3 protein-coding genes are annotated in these 2,531 nt (G+C 69.2%); 1 reads left to right on the forward strand and 2 read right to left on the reverse strand.

Features of this window, described 5'->3' with window-relative positions:
- Window positions 1-134: 134 nt before the first annotated feature.
- Entirely contained in the window at window positions 135-1,316 is a 1,182-nt protein-coding gene (nadA, locus tag E1218_RS35420; protein ID WP_132327397.1) for a quinolinate synthase NadA, read from the reverse strand.
- A 170-nt stretch (window positions 1,317-1,486) separates the two neighbouring features.
- The gene (locus tag E1218_RS35425) at window positions 1,487-2,023 is read right to left on the reverse strand and encodes a CGNR zinc finger domain-containing protein (protein ID WP_132327398.1); all 537 of its coding nucleotides are present in this window, start codon (window positions 2,021-2,023) and stop codon (window positions 1,487-1,489) included.
- 103 nt (window positions 2,024-2,126) lie between these two features.
- Between E1218_RS35425 and E1218_RS35430 the strand changes: the two genes are divergently transcribed.
- Window positions 2,127-2,531, forward strand: a 405-nt coding sequence (locus E1218_RS35430) for a LacI family DNA-binding transcriptional regulator (protein WP_132327399.1), incomplete at its 3' end; no start/stop codon positions are given.

Below are 2,531 nucleotides of genomic sequence, written 5' to 3' on the forward strand. Positions count from 1 at the left end.
CCCGGCCCTTATCCGGTCCCCGGTCCCCGGTCCCCGTCCGGTGGGCTGACCCACCCGCTTGTGGGTTCACCAACCGAAATCCCGTTGGCCAGCCCTGTGCGGGGTGGGTTGGCCCACCAGATGTGGACGGTTGGTCAGTCCCGGGCGGTCTTGCCTGGGAGGGCGAGCATCCGGTCGAGGGCGAGCTTGGCGTACTTCTCGGTGTCCGCGTCGACCTTGATCGGGTTGACCACGTGCCCGGCGACCAGGTTCTCCAGCGCCCAGACGAAGTGCGGCAAATCGATCCGGTTCATCGTGGCGCAGTAGCAGACCGCCTTGTCCAGGAAGACGATGCTCTTGTCGGTGTGCTGCTTGGCCAACCGCTGCACCAGGTTCAGCTCGGTGCCGACGGCCCACGACGTACCGGGCTCGGCCTTCGCGAGCGTGTCGATGATGTACTCCGTCGACCCGACCAGGTCCGCCTTCGTGACGACCTCGTGCCGGCACTCGGGGTGGACGATCACGTTCACGCCGGGGATCCGGGCCCGGACGTCGTCGACCGAGGCGGCGGTGAACCGGCCGTGCACCGAGCAGTGCCCGCGCCACAGGATCATCTTCGCGGCCGCCAACTGCTCGCGGGTCAGCCCGCCACCCGGCTTGTGCGGGTCGTACACCACGCAGTCGTGCAGGCTCAGGCCCAGCTTCAGTACGGCGGTGTTCCGGCCGAGGTGCTGGTCGGGCAGGAACAACACCTTCTCGCCCTGTTCGAAGGCCCACTCGAGCGCGGTGTCCGCGTTGCTCGACGTACAGACGGCGCCGCCGTTCCGGCCGCAGAACGCCTTGATGTCGGCGCTCGAATTCATGTATGTCACCGGCACGGTCACCTCGGCGACCCCCGCGTCGGCGAGCGCCTCCCAGGCCGCCTCGACCTGCTGGATCCGGGCCATGTCGGCCATCGAGCACCCGGCGGCCAGGTCCGGCAGGATCACCGTCTGCTGGTCGTTGGTCAGGATGTCGGCCGACTCGGCCATGAAGTGCACACCGCAGAAGACGATGTACGGCGCGTCCGGCCGGGCCGCAGCGTCCCGGGCCAGCTTGAACGAGTCGCCGGTGACGTCCGCGAACTGGATCACCTCGTCGCGCTGGTAGTGGTGCCCGAGCACGAACACCTGGTCACCGAGCGCCGCCTTCGCCTTGAGCGCCCGCTCGACCAGGTCCGGGTCGGAGGCAGGCGGCAGTGCACCCGGGCACTCGACACCCCGCTCCGAGTGCGGATCGGTGTTCTGTCCCAGGAACAGCAGGGGCAGAGCCTTCGGGCCATCCGCAGTAGTCGTCACGTCGAACATCGTGCCATGACGGGCGCCCACGGCTGCGTGGTGCACGTCACTGCTCAGAGTGTGAAATCGGTACTCTCCGGGAGTGAAAATCGCAGGCTCTCTCGCGCCCCGTCACCGTCACGGGGCCCTCTGAACAGGGATCGCCACGGCCGGCGTACTCGGCCATCGGCTCATGAGGCGTCGCGCCGGGTCCGGCGGTACTTCGCGGCGCGGGCGCGGTTCTGACACTGGACCGAGCAGAAGCGCCGCCGGCCCGCGGGTGAGCCGTCGACGTAGATGTCGGCGCATCCGCCGTCGACGCAGATTCCCAACCGCCCCGGGTCCTCATCGGCCAACTGTCCGCGCAGCGCGAGCAACGCCGCCGCCAGCAGTGCATCATCCCGATCCGCCCACCACATCCGGCGTACGACGCCGTCCGTCAGCACGACATCCGGCCGTACGTCGATTGTCGACAACAGCTCGGAGACCGCGGCGACGCGAGCCGCCGTACCGTCCGCCGCGAAGATCCCGAAGACCGTGTCGGCGAAACGGACCAGGTCATCGTCCGTCAGCGAGTCCGCCACCGGGCGCGCGACGCCGGCTCGACGGACGTGAGGCGCGAGCGGTGGCACGTCCGACCGTGCCCCCGCACGCCGCGGCTCGACGCCCCAGCCGTTGACGAGCTCGACCAGAGCGTCCAACGGCATCGGCTCCACCTGTACGCGCACGCACCCAACATAACGCGTTGAACCCGCTTATCGCGTTGCACAGAACGTCTGGGCGCCGTAACGTGATGAGCGCCAGCATCCCGTGACGCGGAATGGAGGACCGATGACGGCGCGCATGCGTGACGTCGCCCGGCGGGCCGGCGTCTCGGTCAAGACCGTCTCCAATGTCATCAACCACTATCCGCACGTCACCCCGGAGACCCGTGCCAAGGTCCAGGCCGCGATCGCCGACCTGGACTACCGTCCCAACCTCGGCGCCCGGTCGCTCCGCAAAGGTCGCTGCGGCGTGATCGCCCTGGTCGTCCCGGACCTCACCCCGCCGTACTTCGCCGCCCTGGCCGCAGCCGTCGCCCGAGCCGCCAAGAAGACAGGCGTAGCCGTCCTGATCGAGCAGACCGACGGCGACCCCACCGCGGAAGAATCGGCCCTCAACGGCCTCCGTGACCGCCTCGTCGACGGCATCCTCCTCTGGCCGACCGCATCAGCCGGCCGCAGCCCGAGCCCCACC

Origin of the sequence: Kribbella turkmenica (genome assembly GCF_004348725.1) — a bacterium.
Taxonomy (GTDB): Bacteria; Actinomycetota; Actinomycetes; order Propionibacteriales; family Kribbellaceae; genus Kribbella; species Kribbella turkmenica.